Here is an 18,188-nt window from a genome sequence, read left to right as displayed (position 1 = left end):
AGAAAATTCAGGCGACGCTTGGTGTTTATCGTACCCTTTTTTCCATTATCAAAACAGGGAACCCAAAAGTTACATCTTAAATAGATCCCGGAAAAACCCTCCGAAAAAAACAAAAAAGTGACACCCGTAGAACCGGGGCACTTTTTATTTGTGAAAACAATATTAACTTTCATTATAAGCCCATGCAATAGTTTACTCTGACGATCCCACCCGTGTCAAGGGAGGAATTGCGCCTGATTACAATCTATTCTAATAGTTATCGTTCTCGTCCTCATCATCGGCATTTTCATCGTCGCCGTCTTCGGAATCTTCATCATCCACGTCATCTTCGTCGATGTCATCTTCATCGATTACAACATCTTCGTCAACTTCTTCTTCGCTGTCGTCGTCGGAATAGAGGTCGTCGCGATCTTCGTCAATAGCGTCGAAATCCTCTTCTTCTGCTGCGTCGAAATCCTCTTCTTCTGCGAAGTCATCGTCCTCCAGATCATCATCCTCATCGTTGATAATACGCGGACGTTTGGAGTTGCCGACCGGGTCATCGGAGCGTTCCAGCGGATACCAGCGTTTCAATCCCCACAGGTTGGTTCCGACGCAGGCAAAACGCCCGTCAATGTTGATCTCGGTATATAACTGGGCAATAGTATCGTTCGTTTGTTCTTCTGTCATCCCGCGCAGCTTGGCCACTTCGACCATCAGGTCACGGTAATAATAGGGTGTATTGGCTGCTTTGAGCACCAGGAAAGCCAGGTCCACCATCGGCATTTCTTTTACTTTCTCGGGGTCCAGCTTTAAATTGAGTGGCGTACTCACTAAAGGACACTTCCTCTCACGCTTTGTTCACATTACCGTTAATTTCTATTTCATAATATCCATTAACAAAACTAAGTAAAACCTATTTGGCAGCAAATTGCAAGTCAAAACCGTCCGGCAGAATTATGTATTCTCAGGCTTTCCAAGAAACCCGTTCCTTCCCTAACATGAAAAAGGCGGAGGTACTCCCTCCGCGCATGACTGTATCCACGCCAAGGATCGGCTCCTTACGGGATGTTGCAAAGAGAACTTGCGGCCCTCTTCTGTTTATTTTATGTAAAGCTCCGCTTTTTGACACGATGGGCCGCCCATTTCGCTAAAAAAGGGCAAGTTCCCATTCGGACGTCCGCCTCCTTTCATACAATATGTCAGCACGGCACCGAGGAGGGGACGGCGTAACTTATGGATTACTACAGATTTTGGCAGATACTGCTTGATGAGATATCGGCTGCCCCCAAAAATGCCGACCGGCGCATCGTTACCTTCAATGATGCCCGCCAGTATGCCGGAGCGCTGTCTGAGTGGAGATCGCTGAAGGCGAAAACACCGGGACTGCGGCAAGTGCAAGTATCCCCGCTGATCCGGGCATTTTTTGTGCCCGCTGCCGGAGCGGGGAAGCTGCTCCATACATTTGAAGACGCCCTGTGTATCGAAGAGGATGCCCGGATACAAGTCCACGCGGTGGCTCCTGAAAAATCGGGCACCTCCTTAATGCCCTGGGGCGTAAAAGCGATTCATGCCCCGCAGGCCTGGTCCAGATCCACCGGTGTGCATGTGAAAATCGGTGTCATTGATACAGGGGCCGACTACCGGCACCCCGATCTCAAGCATTCACTGGCCTCCGGTGTGAACCTGCTGTACCGCGGGATGCTCCCGCTCGATGATAATGGCCACGGTACCCATATCGCCGGAACGCTGGCAGCGGCCGGCGGCACCCGTGGCATGATGGGTGTAGCGCCACGGGCGCTGCTGTATCCGGTCAAAGCCTTTGACCATAACGGCTCGGCCTATGTGTCCGATATTGTGCTGGGCATCGACTGGTGCGTACAGAACAAGATCGATATTATTAATATGAGCTTCGGTATGAAGACCAGAAGCAAAGCCCTTCACGATGTGGTGATCAAGGCCTACCGGGCCGGGATCGCCATCATCGCCTCCTCCGGGAACGACGGCAAACGCGGCGGGGATTATCCCGCCCGCTACCCCGAGACGATCGCTGTCGGCGCCCTTGACCGAAGGCACCGCGTCGCGGCCTTCAGCAACCGGGGTCCGTATATTGATGTATACGGACCCGGGGAAGGGGTGCCCTCCTGCTGGCTGAAGGAGGGCTACAAAGAGATGAGCGGCACCTCCATGGCGACCTCCCATGTCACGGGAGCCGCAGCCTTGCTGCTCGCGCTGCGCCCGGGGCTTTCGCCACGGGAGCTGAAGCTGCTTCTGCGCCGCACGGCCTCGCCGGTGCGGCTGCGCAAAGGCCAGCGCCGCGCGGCCTTGGGCGGCGGCGCGGCCGATGCCCTGCGCCTGCTGCGGGCCGGCGCGCGGTCGAAGCGGGCGACCGCCGCGAAGGCATAGCGGCGGCAGCCGCCCGCAGCCCGCAAGGAGCCGCCGGCGGCCTTGGGCGGGTCACGGGCGCACCGCTTGCCGGGAGTGGCGTTTGCCTGGAGGACCCTGCATGAATCCGGCGGCAATTCCAAGTGGAAAAAGGACCATTAATTGGCCCTGCACACGGATCTCCACGGCCTAAGTTGGAAAAAGGATCACTAATTCAGCTCATGTCGTCTTTTCCGATTCATTACGCTGATGGAGCCCAACCCTCCTATGCACCGCATATATCCTCTGTGCTTCCGAGATATCCCTATATTTTGGGGCATTGTATAGTATCCTAAACAAAACCAAAAGCTCCGCCCAATCACACGGGGCGGAGCTTTTGGTGAAACCGGACGGTTACATCCGGTCCGGTGCGGTAACACCAACGAGGCGCAGCACGTTGGCGATTGTGGTCCGCGCCGCGCCCAGCAGGGCAAGGCGGGCTACGGTCTGGGCGGCATCTTCGGTGATGACGCGCTCCGCTTTGTAGTAGCTGTGGAACAGCGAAGCCAGATCGTACACATAGCGGATCAGGCGGTGTGGTGCATAGCTGCTTGCGGCAATCTCGATCTCCGCCGGCAATTCGCCGATTTTGCGCAGGAGATCATATTCATGTTCAGCGGTCAGCTTGGTATAGTCGATTTCGGCAAAATCAGGCAGCACAATCCCCTGCTCCTCCGCCTGGCGGAAAATGCTGCAGATCCGTGCATGCGCGTACTGCACATAGAATACAGGATTCTCATTGGACGTGGAAATGGCCAGGTCCATATCGAAGTCCAGATGTGAATCCATGCTGCGCATGGTGAAGAAATAACGGATAGCGTCGATGCCCACTTCGTCCATCAGGTCTTCCATCGTCACCGCTTTGCCCGTACGTTTGGACATTTTGACCTTTTCGCCGTTCTGGAAGAGGCTGACCATTTGGGCGATCAGCACAACCAGCTTCTCCGGATCATTGCCAAGTGCCGACATGGCCGCCTTCATCCGGGGGATATAACCGTGGTGGTCGGCGCCCCAAATGTTGATCATTTTATCGTAGCCCCGGCCGTATTTGTCGTTGTGATAGGCGATATCCGGCGTCAGATAGGTGTAGGTCCCGTCGTTCTTGATCAACACGCGGTCCTTGTCGTCGCCGTATTTGGTCGTTTGCAGCCAGGTGGCTCCATCTTGCTCGTAGACTTCACCGCGGTCACGCAGCTCATCCAGGGAACGCAGCACTTCACCGTTCTCGTACAGCGAGGTTTCACTGAACCAGATATCGAAGCCGACGCGGAAGCGGGTGAGGTCCCGTTTGATTTTGTCCAGCTCCTTGGTCAGACCATAGGTGCGGAAGAATGCCGCCCGGTCGCCTGGTGTCATGGACAGCAGAGTGTCTCCCTTTTCAGCCACCAGCTCTTTGGCAAAACCCTTGATGTCCTCGCCATGATAGCCGTCCTCCGGCATTTCCGCCGGCTGGCCCAGCTCCTGAAGGTAGCGGGTTTCGATGGATTTGCACAAGTTGGCGACCTGGTTTCCGGCATCATTGATGTAATACTCGCGGGTTACCTCGTAGCCGGCAAAATCCAGCACGTTGCAGAGCGCGTCGCCGACAGCAGCCCCGCGGGCATGCCCCAGGTGAAGGCTGCCGGTAGGGTTGGCGCTGACAAACTCCATTTCAACCTTGAGGCCCTGGCCTGCATGGATGCGGCCATAATTGTCACCCTGTTCGGCCGCGAGGGCGATCACCGGGTAGAGGTAGCTTTTGGACAGCGTAAAGTTGATGAAGCCCGGTCCGGCGATCTCAGCCTTTTCAATAGAAGCAGAGCTCTTGTCCAGATGCTCTATAATCGCTTCGGCAATCTGCCGCGGATTGCGTTTGGCAATCTTGGTGAGCTGCATCGCAGCATTGGTCGCCAGGTCGCCATGGGCTTTGTCTTTCGGCACTTCCAGCACAATCGCCGGAAGCTCCTCTCTGGTGACCAGTCCAGCGGTGATAATCGCTTCCCTTATCGCTTCCCTTAACCTTTCATTGGCTAACTGAAGCGGGTTTTGGCTTTGTGTCATGATTGTGGTTCCTCCTGTATATGCAAACTTATAGCGAACTGTCCCGATAATTCCCCGTACACGTAGAGATCATATTCCCAAGAAACCTCAAGCGATCTTCCAGCGCGCTTCACATCCAGCTTCCGGGTGTCTGTAGAGAGATTGAATTGTGTATATGGCGAGCGGTAGAATCCCGGCAGACGTTGTCCCGGCTCAAAGGATTGCTCCGACTGGACGCCGCCATGACGGATCAGCTTCAGCCCGCTGTCCGTAATCTTGACGGTGGTGCGGACTGAAACCGCCTCGTCCTTGGGTCCCGGCTGCGTCTCTTCATAACGGAGATAGAGCTGGTTGCCTCTGGCGATGACCTCGCCTGCTGCGTGCACCACATTCCGTTCCCCGCCCTGCACGCTCTCCAGTATTACGGATACGCTGTATTTGTCGGACACTAATTCAGTCATCACACGTTCCTCGCTTGTTCATACTTATATTCATCTTAGGCATATTCGCTTTCCCATTGTACACTATATCCAGATCGGGAGGGCAATTCAATGGCTATAGTCTCTAAAAAATACCTACAAAGGCAGCAATGGCACCGTGTCTCTGCTCTTAAGCCGCTCTACCATGGACGTCCAGACTTCCGGCTTATCCGCAAGCACTGCGTAATAGCGGGTCAGAAAATTGGCAACCAAAGCCGCCTCTATCTGCTCCAAGTTCTCATCCCCGGGCATAAAACACAGATCCAGACCTGATACCGCTTCACCATCTCCCTGCCATGAAGGATGAACGTAAGGGAGGTCGAGACGCTTATAGCCCAAATGCGACAGCACCTCGCGGCGGACAAAAGGGTCCATGGGCTTAATGCCGCCAAAAGCATACTCTACCCGGTACGGATCATAAATCTCGGCAAACATGCCAAACAGCTCCTTGCCGTTGTCAGCCGCCAGCTTCTGCAGGTCGTTCAGGCGGCGCTGCGCCAGAAAGCGGCCGACTCCCAGGCCCTCACGGCCTATAATGGTGAAATCGGTCATCGCCACATTCCAGTCGCTGTAGTAACGGTATTCCGTGGTGCCTACAACCGAACCTTCATGCACAGCAGCAAACACACGGATACCCGGATCTTCCAGCGGTTCCTTCCATAAACTGTATTCAAGCACCTCTTCAGGTGGGAATACTTCTGACAGCAGGTTATGTACTTGTCTGAACAAAGGGTCCGTGACACTCGTAATTCTGCTATACTCCATACTCAAGCATCTCCTCCGCTTCTGAAACAGGTTTCATTACTTATATAAAAGGATTACGCCACTCCATGAGTGCAGCATAATTACCCGACTCCTCATCTTCCAGATAATCAGCCACTACCCCGACCGGTGACCGCCCGCAGCGCAGCAGGAAAGTAACTACAGGATCAGACCACTTCCCGGCCACCACTCCAGCCAAATACTCCTCCGCTGACATCCTGGAGGCCTGAAGATGATAGCCGGGCATTCGGCCCGCTCCCAGCAGCCGATCCAGCTTCTGCTCCACCACAGCATGGTACAGCGACTGCACCAGCTCTTTGCCCAGCCCCAGCTTGCGGTGTTTGGGGCGGACGCACAGATCGGCGATATACAATGTATTTCCGTCCGGCTGGTGTGTTGTAATATATCCATCGGCGGTAACCTCTGACCAGGTATGCTGAAGAGCCGGAGCCTCAGGGTCGAAATGGATTTTCAGACCCGTTACTGAGCCTGCCAGCTCCCCGTTGACCTCTACACATAAAGCACCTTCCGGGAAAAGAGTCACATGATTCAGCAGCTGCTCCCGGTTCCACCACAGTTCAGCGGGATAGGGGGGCGGAAAAGCTTCGGACTGAATGGTGATCAATTCCGCAAAATCAGCCTCGGTATAAGAACGGATTAACGCAGGCACCGGGGTTTTGCCGTCAAAAGCGTAGAAAGTCTTGTGATACATCGCTCTTCTTCCCCCTTACGTCCAGTCTGTGTACAAATCCGTCCGGCGGTCCCGCCAAGTCGTTACAGATCCGCGTTCACGAACCCGGTACAGCAGATCCAGATCCAGATCAGCGGTAATGATCATATCGCCGTTAATTTCACCCTCGGCCAGCAGACCCTGTGGAGGGAACGGAATATCATTGGGCGTGATCACCGCAGCCTGGCCAAAGTTCGCCCGCATCAGGTCCACGGTAGGCAGTGAGCCTACGGTGCCTGTCAGCACGACGTAGACTTGATTTTCTATCGCCCGGGCGTGACTGGTATATCTTACCCGGTGAAAGCCATGGCGGTCATCTGTGCAGGAAGGGCAGAAGATCACATCCGCCCCTTTGGCTCTGGCCATCCGCACAATCTCCGGAAATTCAATATCGTAGCAGGTCAGCATGGCGATGGTTCCTTTGTCTGTCTGGAACACCTCCAGCCCTTCCCCCGCTCCCATATTCCAGCCCTCTACTTCAGCTGGCGTGATGTGCAGCTTAGCCTGTTCGGCAATTCTCCCGTCCGGATAAAAAAGATGCGCCACATTATAGAGCTTACCATTCCGGCGCAGCACATGGGTCCCGCCAATGATATGCACAGCATATTTTTGGGCAAACCCGGCAAACAACTCCCGGTAACGGTCTGTAAACTGCGGCAAATCCTCTATCGTGAGAACGTTTCCCTGTTCATCGCCAATGGACATCAGCTGTGTCGTCAAAAATTCGGGGAACAGGATGAACTCCGCACCGTACTCTTCGGCGGTTTTGATATAATGCTCGCACTCGGCGGCAAACTCCCTGAAGGAGGAGACAGTATGCAAATGGTACTGGACAGCGGATACGCGAAAGGCCATGGGCGGCAGTCCTCCTAATCGTAAGATGGGCGGTCATTCGTTAAAGTACCTAAAATTTTACCATAACGGACCCCAAAATCACACATCAGGGAAATGGCTCTTACCGCTTTGACGCAAGGACATCGGGTTCTAATTCTCAAACAGTTCTTTATCCCCGGCGTCTTCACCGCTTATGAACATGTTTTACATAACCATGTATAGCCGGTATAAATAAGACTTTCCAGGCAGACTCCAGGTTCGCCTTTCATCTGTACAATGTAAAAATGAGGCGGATGTACAAAAAAGCAGCTCCAGTGATGGAGCCGCTTCTGCTTGCAAAGGATAGGCATATTTCTCCATCCATTTGCTACACAGTGGAACCACAGCCTATTGCTCTGTCTCCTCAAAAGCGAATTTCAGCTTCCAGGTCGCACCGCCATCCCCCGTACTATACAGGGAAGAAGCATCCTGTCCCCGGACGGCCATCCAGCCTTCTGCAGCCCCTGTGAAGGAGATGAGCCCGTCATAACCCGGGATCGCCGGAAGATTGGTCCACTTCTTGCCGCCGTTATAGGTACGTCCAACGGCTACCTTCTCGCCTGCCGGAGAGAAGCCGAACAGAAAAGCGGCGCTGTTGCCGACCAGCTGCATATTGCCCGGCTTGCCGGAAGCCGGACCCGTTGTCAGTTGAGCAGCGCCACTGCCCGGTGCAGGCCCGCCGCCGGCAGTGTCCTGTGCAATGACACGGCTCCAGCTTTTACCCTTGTTGCTGCTGGCATAGAGCGAGTAGGACGTCTGCGACATCCCTGATCCGCCGTACAGCAGAGCGTATACCTGATCACCGTTTGCATATACCCGTCCGGACTCAGGATAGGCAAAAGCCGATTTTAGCGAAAGAGACCAAGTGGCCCCTCCATCGGAGGTTTTCATGATCCGGTAGCCGGCCCCAGGGGCAACTACAACCGCATACCCGCTGCTAGCGCTGGTAAACTCCGCACCGCGTGTATTGGCGGGAGTCGGGATGAGACGCCAGGTGCGCCCTCCATCCTTCGTGTAGTAGGTTGAGGACAGGCTGTAGCCGAAGCCGTGTTTGCTGTCCTTAAAGTCAATTCTGTCGAAGGCATTTGCCTTATCCGTCAACCGTTGCCAGGTAGAGCCGCCATCCGCGGTGGCAATGAGGTAGGCTGCCGCTGTATCCTTTACGGAAGCCAGGGCCCAGCCATGAACATTGTCCGGAAAATCAATCTGCTTGAAACTCCACTGTCCCTTATAGATCTCCTGAAAGTGGCAGCCGCCATCGGAGGTTCCAATCATGAATCCGTTGCCTGCCGCCCGGCCGGTATCAGCACTCAGAAATTGCACATCGGAAAAGCTCAGCGGGGATGCCCCTGGTGCGGCATGCTCCGCCTGCAGCTTCCGGAGCAATCCATGATCTCCGGTGCCGCACACTGTTGCCGCCTGTGAAGGGGCGGCATGTACCGACGAAGCGGAGACTCCCCACGCAGATGCCGCCAAAAGAACTGCCGACAGAAGGGCCAACCGCCCTTGATATATTTTTTTAGTCCAATTCATAGTTTCATCCCCACCTCCTTAATGATCTAGCCATTCCTAAAGCCACTACTCTGTTATACTGCTCCATCCCTTCCTCTAGCAACCCGAATAAAGTCACAATCTGACAACAATTTGGTTACTACTTGGACCGGTATGGTGAAACGCCAGCCTTTTCGGGCAAGACCTCAGGCCGCTATGAATATCCAGGCCCTTCCTTCCCCATAATGAGAATTGACAAGCCAAACCAATAAAAGGAGCCTGATGTCATGCCGCGCGAACCTGTTACCCCTCCGAAACCCAAACACCGCCTCCGCCGGCTGTCCCGGCTGCTGGCTGTGATGAGTGTGCTTTGTGTACTGGCGGCTGGCGGGCTGCTCGGATACCTGTACCACAAGGATCTCCCGCCGATTGCTGATGATATCCGTTCCAAGCTGCTTGATTCCCGCGGTAATGTGCTGACCACCTTCACTACGGATGGCCGCAGCCGGGAACCCGTAACACTTAATCAGATTTCACCGCTGCTTATACAGGCTACGCTTGCGGTGGAGGACCGCAAATTCTACAAACACTCCGGCTTTGATGTCAAAGGCATGGGGCGGGCGGTGCTTGCCAATCTGGAGTCAGGCGACCGCACGCAGGGCGCCAGCACCCTAACCCAGCAGCTTGCGCGCAATCTCTACCTCTCCCACGAGAAAACCTGGACCCGCAAGGCCAAGGAAGCCCTGTATACGATGCAGCTTGAGATGAAATACAGCAAAGACGAAATTCTGAATATGTATCTGAATCAAATTTATTATGGCCATGGCGCCTACGGCATTGAAGCGGCCTCACAGATGTATTTTGGTAAAGCGGCGGCAGACCTCGATCTGGCGGAGAGCGCGATCCTTGCCGGCATCCCCAAAGGCCCGACCTACTATTCCCCCTACACCCATATGGACAATGCCAAGAAACGGCAGCGGATTATTCTGGCAGCTATGACAGAAGTGGGTGATATTACTGAGGCTCAGGCAACAGCAGCCAGGCTGGAGACGCTAAGCTTCAAGCCACAGGGAGAAAAGAATACCCTTGTTGCTGCGCCTTATTTCCGTGACTATGTCCGCAGCCTGGCCACCGACACCCTGCATATCAGCAGCGAGGAGCTGGATCAGGGGGGATTGAATGTATACACAACACTCGATCCCGATATGCAACAGGCGGCCGAAGACGCTGTAGAGAAAGGAATGGACGCCTCCAGCGATCTGGAGACCGCGCTTGTATCCATAGACCCCCGTACCGGCTATATCAAAGCCATGGTCGGGGGTAAAAACTACCGCACCAACCAGTTCAACCATGCACTGGCCACTACACGGCAGCCCGGGTCTTCTTTTAAGCCCATCATGTACTTAACGGCGCTGTCCTCCAAGAGCATGACGGGACTGTCCGTCTTCAACAGCCAGCCGACACTGTTCCACTATGATAATGACCGCAAGACCTATCAGCCGAAAAACTTCGGGGACAAATATCTGGGGGAAATCAACATGCGCCAGGCGATTGCCGCCTCCGACAACATTTATGCGGTGAACACGATTATGAAAGTTGGCGCGGATAAGGTGGCTGACATGGCGGCAAAGATGGGGATAGCCAGTCCCCTGCAGACTGTACCTTCGCTGGCTCTGGGCACTTCGCCGGTAACTCCGCTGGAAATGGCATCTGCATTCGCCGTTATCGGCGGAGGCGGAGTAAAGCTTCCGGCCACGGCAATCCTGAAGATCACCGATGCGAATGGAAAGCTTCTATATGAAGCCCCGCAGACGGCCGGCGAGAAGGTCGTAGAGCCGGCGGCGGCGTATGTGCTGACCCGGCTGATGGAGGGAGTTTTCGAGAGCGGCGGTACAGGCAACCGCGTTGCCTCCATTATCAAGCGTCCTGTCGCTGGAAAGACCGGCACTACCGATACCGACGGCTGGATGGTGGGCTTCACGCCCGAGCTGTCCACAGCGGTCTGGGTCGGCTATGACAAAGGGCGGGATATTGCCACTGCCGATGGACGGCGTGCCGCCCCGATCTTTGCCCAGTTTACAGAAAAAGCGCTGGAAAACGTTCCGCCGAAAATTTTCCCGATTCCTGACGGAGTGGTCAGCGTATATGTAAATCCGCAATCCGGCAAGCTGGCTACGGCAGCCTGTCCCGAGAAGGTGCTGGAAACCTTTATCAGCGGGACCGAACCCAAAGAATACTGCGATCAGCACGGTGCCGGCGGTGCCGTAAGCCCCCCTGACGGAGCCGTGACGCCTCCGGCGGAGGACGTCAAGGAAGAGCATTCGCTGTGGAAGGATATCAAACGCTGGTGGATGAATTAGTCTAAGGTTGCTTCGCTGCAGACCATACGATACGATGGGACTAATCGACTGGAGGATACGGATGGAGTATCCGGTCCAGGGTTGTGGGGTGTCATGGATCGATAATTTGAAGAATAACTCTAATGGCAGCGAAGAGCTGCCGTCCAGAAAAATGCTGTCCCCTGATTTATATAAGCTCACAGCGCTCCAGGCTGGACCGCTTCTTCTGGGACAGCATCTTGTCCGGCGGACCGAAGACGGAGAGATCCGCTGCCGGATTGTGGAGACAGAAAGCTATGGCGGCGCAGAAGACAAAGGCAGCCACGCCTACGGCGGGCGCCGTACGGCTCGTACCGAAGTCATGTTCAGCGCTGGAGGTACGGCCTATGTGTATCTCATATACGGTATGTACCATTGCGTTAACGTGGTAACTGGCGCCGAACATGATCCTCATGCTGTGCTGATTCGTGCGGTAGAGCCTCTTACCAGTACGGACGCCGCGCGGATGGCCGCTTATCGCGGCATCACGGTCAAGAAACCAGCCAGCCTGTCCGGCGGGCCGGGCAAGCTGTGCCGGGCGCTGCGCATTGACAAAAGCCTGAATGGATGCCGGCTGGATGACCCCTTCGGACCGCTATGGCTCGAGCAGGGAGATTCACCGGAAAATCTGGATATTGCCGCAGCACCGAGAATCAATATTCCCTATGCCGAAGAATATGCTCCGCTTCCCTGGCGTTTCTATCTCAGAGGCAATCCTTATGTATCTGTCATTGATAAACAGGCGAAGCCCCTTATCCTCAGCTAAAGATTAGATGATGCTGTTTCGGCAGCTCAAAAATGGGTAAAAAACAAACGAACCCTAAATCATCTCTCCTTTTGGACTTCCCAAATGGAGAGATTTTTAAATTCCGGGAAATATTTTTCCTGAATTTAGCAAAAAACTCTAAAGGTGAATGCGCTTTCCCCGTTCTCATAACTTACAATTACTGCTATAATCATAGATATCCACAAAAAATAAAAAGATGTAAATGAGGGACATGGGATGAAGGATACAGGCATGATCCGGAGTTTAGACAGTCTTGGCAGAATTGTGGTTCCCGTAGAAATCCGCATGACACGAAATATTGACATTGGGGATCCTATCGAGTTTTTCATTTTGAATGATGAAATCATCGTACTCAGAAAGTACACCTCAACTGAATGCACGTTCTGCAGAAGCCTTGATCATGTCAGCTACTATAAGGATCAGTTCATTTGCAACAGCTGTCTGAAAGAGCTTGGCAATCCAGAACGGACGGCCGATGAGACCGTTCAGCTGCAAAGTCCCGCTGAAGTCAATCCCGAACCCGGCCGTGGAGGGCGGCGAAGCAAAACAGAAGAAATGAGTAAACGCTTGGAGAAAGCCATAGAGGATCACCCCTATGCTAACCAGAAGGAGCTTGCCGAGGTTCTTGGCATTAGTCAGGCCCGGGTAAGCCAGCTCAAGCGCAAACTTAACCTGCTCAGCAGATCATAAACTGTACACCCGCAATCTGCAGTTTCATACACCATACAAACAGCCAAGCTCTCCTGAAAGGGGAGTTTGGCTGTTTTTGCAGTGCAGAGTCAGTAGTCTTATGCCATACGATGGCGGGTTATCACTTAATCCGACAGCGCAGCTTTGAGTTCAGCGGCGGAAGCGTCCCACCACTCCGCATTATGGGCAATCAGCAATGACCTCAGTGCAGCTTTGTCCGCTGCACCAAGCCCCTCCAGAATTACTCTCCGCTTCAGGGCAGAATCGAGCTTGTTCACGTGATCGGCAAGAATCTTCCAGCCTCTGCGGGCTTCGGTGTCAATCCACATCTCGCAGGCTGTGATTCCGCCATAGGACTGGCCTTCAGGCGTACGGTCCACAGCTACCCATACCACCCACACCTGTCTTCCGGCCGGGACATCTTCACGGTTCGGACTGAATTTAATGCCCTTCTCCACTTTACTCTTGGCATGCATGGCACCGATATCGATAACGGCTTCACCGCCGTCAATAATGACCGGCGATACATTGTTCAAATCGATGGAGCCTGCGCCGAACCCCTTATGCTTGCTTTTGGCATTCACGATATTCAGAGCCATCGGTTTTTTTCCCTCTGGTTGGTTGTTATCCACAAGTGCACATCCTTCCCTTTCACTAATAATTTAATTTTAGCTAATAATGCGGCGAATGCAAACATATACATCCCGTAGATGCTTGTCACGGGAGGAATCACAGTATGAAGCCATTGTCATTAAGGTACACCCTCATCTTTGCGACCCTGGCCACTCTCACGCTTTTGGGAGGTGGAATCTGGGCTCTTTCAGGGCATAACCCGGCCGTTCAGACTGCGGCTGCTCCCAAAGAGGCCAAGTCCCCCGCAGCCGCACAGATCAAAGCACCTCAGCCCGTTCTCCCTGAGAGCAGGCCGCTCCCCGTATCAGAGGCCCTAAGCCAGCGGGTGACCGAATATCACCTTGACGCGCAGCTGCTCCCCTCAACTGGGTCGCTGATGGCTTCAGAAGCGGTCACCTGGACCCACCCCGGCCAAAAACCGGTACAAGACCTCTACTTCCACCTGTATCCGAATGCCTTTGCCTCCGGAGATACCACCTTCATGAAAGAATCCGGGGGAAAGCTGCGCGGCGATACTATGCCTGCGAATGGCTACGGGAGCATGACCCTGACGGATTTGCGGACCAGTGACGGCGTCTCGCTCATGCAGCGGCTGCAGTATGTTCAGCCCGACGATGGCAACGTGAATGACAAAACACTGGTTAAGGTGCATCTTCCGCAGCCGGTAAGTGGCGGAGAAAGTGTCACACTCAAGCTGAAGTTTGAAGTCAAAATGCCTAAAATATTCGCCCGTATGGGAGTCTCAGGTAATTTTGTAATGGCTGGACAATGGTTCCCCAAAATTAGTGTCTATGAGCCTGCAGGCACCCGGGGTGTGAAGCAGGAAGGCTGGAATCTGCATCAGTACCACGGCACCTCCGAATTCTACAGCGATTTCGGGATCTATAATGTTACTCTTTCTGTGCCCCCCAATTACACTGTGGCCGCAACCGGCTTTCCGGTTAAGACCGCCAAATTGAAGCAGGGCCAGAAAATCTACAAATTCTATGCCGATGATGTCCATGACTTCGCCTGGGCTGCCTCCCCCGACTTTGTGGTTGCAGAGGAGGCCTTCTCGTCGCCCGAGGTGCCCGGGGTAAGGATCAAGCTCTACTTGGACCCGCTGCATAAGGACTTGCAGGAACGGTATTTCCAGGCTGCCAAAGCTGCCCTGAACACATTCAGCAAATGGTATGGTCCTTATCCGTACTCCACACTTTCTATCGTAGTCCCTCCCAAGGAGGGAAGCGGCGCAGGCGGGATGGAGTACCCCACACTTATAACCGCCTTCGGCGCAGCCGAAAATATGCCCGGAACCCAGCTGGAGCGGACCATTATCCATGAAATCGGGCATCAGTTTTTTTATGGAATGGTGGCCAGCAATGAATTTGAAGAGGCCTGGCTCGATGAGAGCTTCACCTCCTACGCGGAAGACCGGCTAATGGAGCAGGAATATGGGGTGGCGTCCAACCTCCCCCTTCAGGCCAGTCTGGTGCCCTCCGCGCAGCCGCTTACCCTGGAGACCTGGAAATACACCGGAGATGATGCCTATACCCGCAACATCTACATTAGGGGTAAGCTGGTGCTGAAAGACATTGAACGTCAGGTCGGAACCAAAACGATGGATGCCATCTTGGCCGCTTATGCCCGCAAATACCGTTTCCGTCACCCGTCAACTCAAGATTTCCAAAGGACGGTGGAAAAGGTGACTAAAAAATCATGGCAAACGTATTTCGAACATTATGTATACAGTGGCGGCGCTCCTGATTTTGCTATAAATCATATTACAAATACTATCCGCAAAGCAGGAACGGACAAAGAAGGCCTCCGATATGAATCCTCAGTTACAGTAAGCAATAGAGGCAGCCAGTACGGGGATGTGCCGGTAAAGTTTACCTTCGCGGACGGATATACCGTTCAAAGATATTGGAATGGGGAAAACAAGCAAACGACATTTCAGCTGTCCTACAAAGCGCCGCTCCTATCGGCAGAGATTGATCCGGAGCACTCCGTCCTGCTGGAGAGCAAACATCTGAACAATTTCAGAGTCGCCGAACTGGAACCTGATACGCTCTCACGCTGGACGCTCAGCATGACCAACCTGATTGAAAATCTGCTCGGAACTCTTGTCTGGTGAGGTGAAGGATTGTGAAAAGATCGATAAGCCGCGGCTGGCGCAGCATGAAAGAGCAATTTTATATCTTGATCCTGTTATTTATCTACCGGCTTTTCTGGGGCTATATCATGTACAAGTTTGTCAAAAGCGCCGTGGTTCCCGTGCTGCTGCGCTACCCGGATCAGCATGCGGGAGGCAGCGGAATGGGCAGGCTGCTGTACTATGTGGAGGGGCAATTCGCTCTGGGTAACGACCCGGCGGTTCAGCATTGGCTCTGGATGCTTCTGGCACTGAGCGCAGCAAGGCTGCTGCTCTCCCCATTTATCCGCGCAGGGCTGCTCCATGAGCTGCATCAGGAGCGCAAAGGGGAGCGTGGTATGTTCTTTTTTCCGGGCATGAGGCTGTACGGGCTTCCAGTGATGCTGTTCAGTCTCATAGAATGGGTGCTGGCGGTCCTGCCTTTATACTGGCTTCTTCCCAAAATGTACAACCTGCTGCTAAGCGGGATTCTGGACTATAGACAGCTGCTGAAGCTGGCCCCTTATATTCTGGCTTGGCTTGTGTATCTATTCTTCATTCGAAAGCTGTTGCTTTACATGCAGTTCGGTTATACGGCCGGAACAGGAATACTCCCATCCTTGATGGTATGCCTGAAGGTCATTGTCCCATCTGTAGGACTGTCCCTAGTGCTGGGGGCATGCGGGCTGGTGATGATGCTTGTTTGCGGAGCAACTGCGCTGCTCTGTCCTGGACTTCCGGCATTTCTGCTCCGCCAGTTCTCCCCGCTTCCCACTACATTGTTTAAAATGTGGGGAATCGCCGCACAGTACCACCTCTGGGGCAGTAAAACATTTCCACAATAATAGTGCCGCTTAACCGGCATAATAAAAGAGTCGCTACTCCTTTTTGGGAGCGGGACTCTTTTTTGAGTTACAAAGTGATGAAGAGTATTTGCAAAACTGTAAATCCTCTGGTACAATGATGCCTGTACTACTAGTAACAAATTTGTAATCTTTAAGTTACAGCTTGTCAACCATACTTAACTTAAGCATTAAAACTTGTCAACACACGCTCTTCTGGTGCATAAAACGCCAAATTCCCTGCACCGGGAAGCGGGGGAACCATATCTTGGGTGAATTGATCTCGCTTTAGAGGGGTCATAGGGGACCTTCTACCGAATCCTTAAGCTAACCTCGCAGGCCTTGGAAGGAGTACATCATTTGAAAAGTCAGAATTTCAAGAAGAAATGCACCGCAGCAGCACTTGGATTAGTGATGGTATTTACATTGGGAGCCGGAAGCGCTTTCGCCGATTCCAAGATGGACACCGTTATCGCAAAAACAATCGGAACCACCTATAAATTCGGGGGCACCAGCACCAGCGGTTTTGACTGCTCCGGATTCACCAGGTACGTATTCAAAAATGTCGGACTTACCCTGCCGCGCACTTCCAAAGCTCAATTCAGTGTTGGAACCTCTGTATCCCGCAACAACTTGCGTTCAGGCGACCTCGTCTTCTTTAACACTTTTGGATCGGGAGTTTCCCATGTTGGAATTTATGTCGGCAATGGCAAATTCGCACAATCCTCCAGTTCACGCGGCGTGACCATAACTTCACTGAGCCAAGCCTACTGGGCCAACCGCTACGTTGGCGCCAAACGAGTGATGAGCACTACAGCGTATCAGGCTGTTGCCTACGATTGATAAACGTTATTCCCCTCATTATTGCTACCTCTAACAACTAAATGTAACTTATACGGACCCGGAGCTGATTATTGCCGTAATCATTTCCGGGGTTTTTCTTTTCCTTATTCTCCCTTTTACACGTTTCGGAGTTCTTTGAAACACCTTTTTGCTAAATATTCCAAAAAACTCTGCCATAAAGCTTACGCAGCGCGTAAAATGAGCCTTTAGAATAGATTTTTGTCTCGTCAAACGGAAAAAATATGCATTAATATGCTTTAAATGATTGCCAAGAGCTTCTGTCTTTGTTACAATTATCGCAGTGAGTTGATAGTAACATTTTTGTAATTATTCAAACTTAATTTACAAACATTTTGTCATGTATTGATCAGCAAGCTAATCCTAATCAACAGTTGTGCCGAGTTCCCTAATAATTAGGGAAACGGGGGAACCGATTTTGGGTGAATTGACCTCCTATTCACAGAGGGGTCATAGGGGACCTTCAACCGAACCCTTAAGCTAACCTCGTAGGCAATTGGAAGGGGTATTTACTTTTGAAGAAGAAGCTGGCCGCAGCATTACTGAGTTTTTCCATTATCCTTACCATAGGAGCAGGAAGCGCTTTCGCAGACTCCAAAATGGATCAGGTTATCGACAAAGCTATCGGAACGAAATACGTATCAGGCGGAATATCGACTAACGGGTTTGATTGCTCCGGATTTACGATGTATGTTTTTGACAAGATCGGAATCAACCTTCCTCACCAGTCCGGGTCCCAGTACCAAATGGGAACTGCAATATCGCGTGACAACATCAGACCGGGCGATCTCGTATTCTTTAATACAAGCGGCAATGGCGTATCCCATGTCGGTATTTATGTCGGTGAAGGCAAATTCGCACATGCATCTTCTAAACGTGGTGTAACCGTCAGCTCCTTGAATGACAGCTACTACGTCAACCGCTACGTTGGCGCCAAACGAATTATGAGCACAGATGCTTATCAGAATGTAGCTTCCGATTCCCAAGACAACGATGATGTACAATAAACAGCATTTGTAATTCCCAAAGGCTCTTCTCCAGGATTTTTGCCGAAATTCTGGAGGGGGGCTTTTTTTTGCCTTTTGCCTACAAGAAATATTTACCCTGCTCATTATTTGCCAAACACA

Annotated in this window: 16 protein-coding genes and 2 riboswitches; of the genes, 8 read left to right on the top strand and 8 right to left on the bottom strand. The window is 52.8% G+C overall.

The features are described 5' to 3' along the window. Positions 1 to 249: 249 nt before the first annotated feature. Positions 250 to 813: a DNA-directed RNA polymerase subunit delta gene (rpoE, locus tag PGRAT_RS00580; RefSeq protein WP_025703877.1), complete on the bottom strand. Its 564-nt coding sequence runs from the start codon at positions 811 to 813 to the stop codon at positions 250 to 252. 402 nt (positions 814 to 1,215) lie between these two features. Between rpoE and PGRAT_RS00575 the strand changes: the two genes are divergently transcribed. After that, the gene (locus tag PGRAT_RS00575; RefSeq protein ID WP_042265830.1) at positions 1,216 to 2,385 is read left to right on the top strand and encodes a S8 family peptidase; all 1,170 of its coding nucleotides are present in this window, start codon (positions 1,216 to 1,218) and stop codon (positions 2,383 to 2,385) included. 372 nt (positions 2,386 to 2,757) lie between these two features. Here the strand turns inward: PGRAT_RS00575 and argS are convergent, their stop codons facing one another. From argS to PGRAT_RS00545, 6 genes are all read right to left on the bottom strand, one after another. After that, complete coding sequence (argS, locus tag PGRAT_RS00570) at positions 2,758 to 4,443, bottom strand: arginine--tRNA ligase (protein WP_025703512.1); 1,686 nt, start codon at positions 4,441 to 4,443, stop codon at positions 2,758 to 2,760. After that, positions 4,440 to 4,883: a YwiB family protein gene (locus tag PGRAT_RS00565; protein WP_051424678.1), complete on the bottom strand. Its 444-nt coding sequence runs from the start codon at positions 4,881 to 4,883 to the stop codon at positions 4,440 to 4,442. The genes argS and PGRAT_RS00565 overlap by 4 nt, the downstream gene beginning before the upstream one ends. Before the next feature lie 114 nt (positions 4,884 to 4,997). Next, positions 4,998 to 5,666 carry a hypothetical protein gene (locus PGRAT_RS00560; protein WP_025703510.1) on the bottom strand — a complete coding sequence of 223 codons (669 nt, stop codon included), beginning with the start codon at positions 5,664 to 5,666 and terminating at the stop codon, positions 4,998 to 5,000. A gap of 40 nt (positions 5,667 to 5,706) precedes the next feature. Then, positions 5,707 to 6,375, bottom strand: a complete 669-nt coding sequence (locus PGRAT_RS00555; RefSeq protein WP_025703509.1) for a GNAT family N-acetyltransferase — start codon at positions 6,373 to 6,375, stop codon at positions 5,707 to 5,709. A 15-nt stretch (positions 6,376 to 6,390) separates the two neighbouring features. Further along, a complete protein-coding gene (locus PGRAT_RS00550) occupies positions 6,391 to 7,248 on the bottom strand; it encodes a carbon-nitrogen hydrolase family protein (protein WP_025703508.1) in 858 nt (285 codons plus the stop codon). Between the two features lie 366 nt (positions 7,249 to 7,614). Further along, the gene (locus PGRAT_RS00545; protein WP_042265828.1) at positions 7,615 to 8,799 is read right to left on the bottom strand and encodes a WD40/YVTN/BNR-like repeat-containing protein; all 1,185 of its coding nucleotides are present in this window, start codon (positions 8,797 to 8,799) and stop codon (positions 7,615 to 7,617) included. 245 nt (positions 8,800 to 9,044) lie between these two features. On the opposite strand from PGRAT_RS00545, the gene PGRAT_RS00540 reads away from it, so the two are divergent. From PGRAT_RS00540 to PGRAT_RS00530, 3 genes are all read left to right on the top strand, one after another. Continuing rightward, positions 9,045 to 11,117: a transglycosylase domain-containing protein gene (locus tag PGRAT_RS00540; protein ID WP_042265826.1), complete on the top strand. Its 2,073-nt coding sequence runs from the start codon at positions 9,045 to 9,047 to the stop codon at positions 11,115 to 11,117. A 61-nt stretch (positions 11,118 to 11,178) separates the two neighbouring features. Beyond that, positions 11,179 to 11,901, top strand: coding sequence for a DNA-3-methyladenine glycosylase (locus PGRAT_RS00535; RefSeq protein ID WP_425311814.1), 723 nt, complete (start codon positions 11,179 to 11,181; stop codon positions 11,899 to 11,901). 237 nt (positions 11,902 to 12,138) lie between these two features. Further along, positions 12,139 to 12,612 carry an AbrB/MazE/SpoVT family DNA-binding domain-containing protein gene (locus PGRAT_RS00530; protein WP_025706035.1) on the top strand — a complete coding sequence of 158 codons (474 nt, stop codon included), beginning with the start codon at positions 12,139 to 12,141 and terminating at the stop codon, positions 12,610 to 12,612. Between the two features lie 125 nt (positions 12,613 to 12,737). Here PGRAT_RS00530 and PGRAT_RS00525 read toward each other — a convergent pair whose 3' ends face one another. Continuing rightward, positions 12,738 to 13,244 (bottom strand): YwhD family protein, encoded by a 507-nt coding sequence (locus PGRAT_RS00525; RefSeq protein WP_025706034.1) that lies wholly within the window; start codon positions 13,242 to 13,244, stop codon positions 12,738 to 12,740. Positions 13,245 to 13,348: 104 nt separating this feature from the next. On the opposite strand from PGRAT_RS00525, the gene PGRAT_RS00520 reads away from it, so the two are divergent. From PGRAT_RS00520 to PGRAT_RS00505, 4 genes are all read left to right on the top strand, one after another. Further along, positions 13,349 to 15,361 carry a M1 family metallopeptidase gene (locus PGRAT_RS00520; RefSeq protein ID WP_025706033.1) on the top strand — a complete coding sequence of 671 codons (2,013 nt, stop codon included), beginning with the start codon at positions 13,349 to 13,351 and terminating at the stop codon, positions 15,359 to 15,361. 11 nt (positions 15,362 to 15,372) lie between these two features. Continuing rightward, complete coding sequence (locus tag PGRAT_RS00515) at positions 15,373 to 16,203, top strand: hypothetical protein (RefSeq protein WP_025706032.1); 831 nt, start codon at positions 15,373 to 15,375, stop codon at positions 16,201 to 16,203. Between the two features lie 216 nt (positions 16,204 to 16,419). Beyond that, positions 16,420 to 16,557, top strand: a riboswitch (cyclic di-AMP (ydaO/yuaA leader). A gap of 57 nt (positions 16,558 to 16,614) precedes the next feature. Beyond that, complete coding sequence (locus tag PGRAT_RS00510) at positions 16,615 to 17,043, top strand: C40 family peptidase (RefSeq protein ID WP_042267719.1); 429 nt, start codon at positions 16,615 to 16,617, stop codon at positions 17,041 to 17,043. 385 nt (positions 17,044 to 17,428) lie between these two features. Beyond that, a riboswitch (cyclic di-AMP (ydaO/yuaA leader) is annotated at positions 17,429 to 17,571 on the top strand. A gap of 5 nt (positions 17,572 to 17,576) precedes the next feature. Further along, positions 17,577 to 18,068, top strand: coding sequence for a C40 family peptidase (locus PGRAT_RS00505; RefSeq protein WP_025706030.1), 492 nt, complete (start codon positions 17,577 to 17,579; stop codon positions 18,066 to 18,068). Positions 18,069 to 18,188: the final 120 nt, after the last annotated feature.

Source organism: Paenibacillus graminis (assembly GCF_000758705.1).
Lineage (GTDB): Bacteria > Bacillota > Bacilli > Paenibacillales > Paenibacillaceae > Paenibacillus_AQ > Paenibacillus_AQ graminis.
The sequence above is the reverse complement of the archived record's forward strand: the minus strand, read 5'-3'. Positions and strand labels throughout refer to the sequence as shown.